Here is a 289-nt window from a genome sequence, read left to right as displayed (position 1 = left end):
TCAAAACACCTTTTATATAAAAATAGTAAAGGCGATTATGTTTATAATAGTCAGGTAATAGATGTGCCGACCTCCACCGAGTATTATAAGGTATTTGATACTATCTGTTCAGGAGATGACCAAGATGGATTTATATCTTATGAGGACATAGAAAAAGGATTGGTAAGCAGAAGTATGCTGCAAGCAGAAGATAATAAAACGAGGAATAAAAGAGTAAATAACGCTATTTCCAACCATCAAGGTTTTTTTAGATATGCCAAGATAAAAAATAAACCACTAAAAAACCGAA

At 32.2% G+C, this 289-nt stretch carries 1 protein-coding gene; it reads left to right on the top strand.

All coding sequences use genetic code 11. The annotated features are described in order from the left end of the window. Nucleotides 1-63 precede the first annotated feature (63 nt). On the top strand, nucleotides 64-289 hold a 226-nt coding region (locus COX77_00355; GenBank protein PIZ99814.1), incomplete at its 3' end, for a hypothetical protein.

This window comes from Candidatus Komeilibacteria bacterium CG_4_10_14_0_2_um_filter_37_10, from assembly GCA_002793075.1.
GTDB lineage: Bacteria > Patescibacteriota > Patescibacteriia > UBA1558 > UBA1558 > UM-FILTER-37-10.
The sequence above is the reverse complement of the archived record's forward strand: the minus strand, read 5'-3'. Positions and strand labels throughout refer to the sequence as shown.